3 protein-coding genes are annotated in these 2547 nt (G+C 42.5%); all 3 read right to left on the reverse strand.

From position 1 onward, the window contains the following. Positions 1-883: hypothetical protein (locus WKF69_RS14865; protein WP_340382858.1), on the reverse strand; the 883-nt coding region annotated here is incomplete at its 3' end. Positions 884-1174: 291 nt separating this feature from the next. Beyond that, positions 1175-2104, reverse strand: coding sequence for a type IX secretion system membrane protein PorP/SprF (locus WKF69_RS14870; RefSeq protein WP_340382859.1), 930 nt, complete (start codon positions 2102-2104; stop codon positions 1175-1177). Between the two features lie 152 nt (positions 2105-2256). Then, on the reverse strand, positions 2257-2547 hold a 291-nt coding region (locus tag WKF69_RS14875; protein ID WP_340382860.1), incomplete at its 5' end, for a gliding motility-associated C-terminal domain-containing protein.

Below are 2547 nucleotides of genomic sequence, written 5' to 3' on the forward strand. Positions count from 1 at the left end.
CGGTAACGAATGTTGGATAAACTATCGCTGCTGATGTATTATCGTTGGTGATGGTGGTCGTCAGCGCATTTGTCGAAGTTGTAGCATTTCCTATAAACGTCCCTGCAAACCGTGTCGCGCTTAAGGTACCTGTGGAAGGAACATAATTCAGGCCCGGATTACTTACCATATGAGGAAGGTTACCTGATGTACCTGCAACAAAAGTGGGAAAATGCACCGCTCCCGATGCAACTTCGTTTAGAATATCAGTATTCGAAGCATTTGTGGCGTTTGTAGCTGAAGTTGCATTTCCTGCTACATCGCCGGTTAGAGCACCTACAAAACCCGTTGCTTTAAGGATCCCGGTATTTGGGATAAAGCTAAGTTTGGTGGTGCTTGTTCTTAGCTGTGAATTTCCGGGCGTGGTATTTACAAATGTCGGGTATGTTGGAGTTGCAGTTGAAAGATCATCTATAACTGTAGAATTCAAGGAATTTGTAGCATTAGTTGCGGTATTCGCCGAAGTTGCGTTACCGTTTAATGGTCCCGTAAAGCTTCCGGCAGTCACTGTTCCTGACACGTTGAGCGAGCTAAAATTTCCTGCCCCTCCGAGTGAGCCCGTTAAGTACTCCCAGCCAGTAACTTTGCGCACATAAAGTCCGACAGCAGGTGCCTTGGTCAGGTAAATAAGCATCCCGTTAGGCGGAGCTAAAGCATTTATCGCTACAGTATCAGCCATCCGCGGAAGCAAAAGACCCTGATTGGCACTTTCCAGCTCCAGCAATGAAGACGGAGCTATCGTAGCACCGTTTGTGCCTATCTTTATTTGTGCCTCAGCAGTGCCGGCATTGAATACAATAAATAACCCGGTGAGGATTAGAATGGAGAAGTAAGTTTTTTTCATAGTGCTTTGATTAAAGCGGAAAACTGAAAGCTGAAAATTGAAGTCCAAGCTTTAGCGATACGCATATGTCTTTATAATTTATTTGCTTTAGGCTTTGAGCTTCAAGCTTTCTTAACTTTTTTTCTATTTCAATTTCAGCCCATGAAACTGTGAGTAAATCATCTTCACATTTCAGTTTTCACTTTTCAGCTCCTAGCCCGCTGTGCACATTTTCAGTTTTCAGTTTTCACCTTTCAGTTTACATCTCCTAACCCGCTGTGCCCATTTCAGTTTCAGTTTTCCGCTTTCAGTTTAAAACAGGTAAGAAGGCATCAACACATTTCTCTCCAAAGGAATGCTATACCTCAAAATAATCTCATGTGTACTCTTTGTAAAAGTGTTAAGTCTGCCCACATCGTAATCGTATGCGTAGCCAAGTCTTAAGTCTGGAATAATACGTACATCCATCAAGCCCACTACAGCACTGTTGCTGCGGTAAGACACTCCAACAGAAAACAGCTCCTTGAAAAACACATTGGCATTCACATCGTAGTTCAGTGGTATACCCCTTACCCCCCGCAAAAGAAAGCTTGGTTTAAGAATAAAATTGTCGTTCAAATCAATTAGCATCCCTGCGTTAACATAAAAATGAGGGCTTTGCTTGACGTCGTAACTATCTAGGGCAACATTTGTTTCTCTCAGATTTGTTCTCGCAAGGTTTGGTACTGAAATACCGGCGTAGTACTTATCTGTATTATAGAATATACCCGTTCCAAAGTTGGCTACTAAGGTATTGACATCCTGCGCGAAGATCGGATCCCCGGGGTTTGTCAGGTTCAGATCCATCATGTTAGCCTTGTAGTTTAATGCGCCTATCTGCATACCGAAAGATAGCTTTGAATTATCACCGTCGATGTGGTAGGACAGCGATCCCTGGGCTCCCGTAGTACGTGATACCGAGAACTTGTCGTCAACAAGTTTTACTCCCACTCCCAATTTAGTTCGCCCAATTGGCATATCGAAGGAGATCATAGCTGTCTGAGGTGAGTTCTTGATCCCGTTGAACTGCTTCCTGAAAATGGTAGTAAACTGCATCGACTCTTTAAATCCTGCGTATGCGGGATTGATCTCAAGAGTATTGAACATGTACTGGGAGTACAGTGGGAGCTGCTGGGCTGAAAGCTGAAAGCTAAAAGCGGTCAGCAGCAAAATACTTAAAGTGAATAAGGCAACTATTTTCATTAGACTATAATTGTTTTTTATCGGCGATGAAGCTTGCATGAGCTTATATTTTTCACTTTTTACAGTTGTTTTTAGAGGTGTTCAAGAGACCGTTTTGCTAAGTTCATTTCGTTGTGTGAGCGGTAAGCTCATGCAGGTTTCTTCATACGCATTTACCTGTTAATAATCAGATATCCGGGGATACCCTTAGCTCCATTTACACTGATCAGGTAATAATAAATACCGTCGGGAAGTAGGTTGCCCATAAAACCCTTCTGGTTACCGTTTCCGTCAAAAGAATTATCGTAATCCAGATTTAGATACACTAATACCTGGTTCCTGCTGTAAACCTCAAAACGAACTTTATCAGTTGGCAGTCGTTTTACAATTATGTAGGTGTCATTCAGGCCATCACCGTTAGGCGAAATTGCATCAGGGATATTTATAGGTGTATTTTCATCAAT

The organism is Daejeonella sp., assembly GCF_037719425.1.
Taxonomy (GTDB): domain Bacteria; phylum Bacteroidota; class Bacteroidia; order Sphingobacteriales; family Sphingobacteriaceae; genus Daejeonella.

Coding starts and splice junctions, on each gene's coding strand:
- WKF69_RS14870 (WP_340382859.1), bottom strand. CDS start 2,104: ATGAAAATAGTTGCCTTATTCACTTTAAGTATTTTGCTGCTGACCGCT.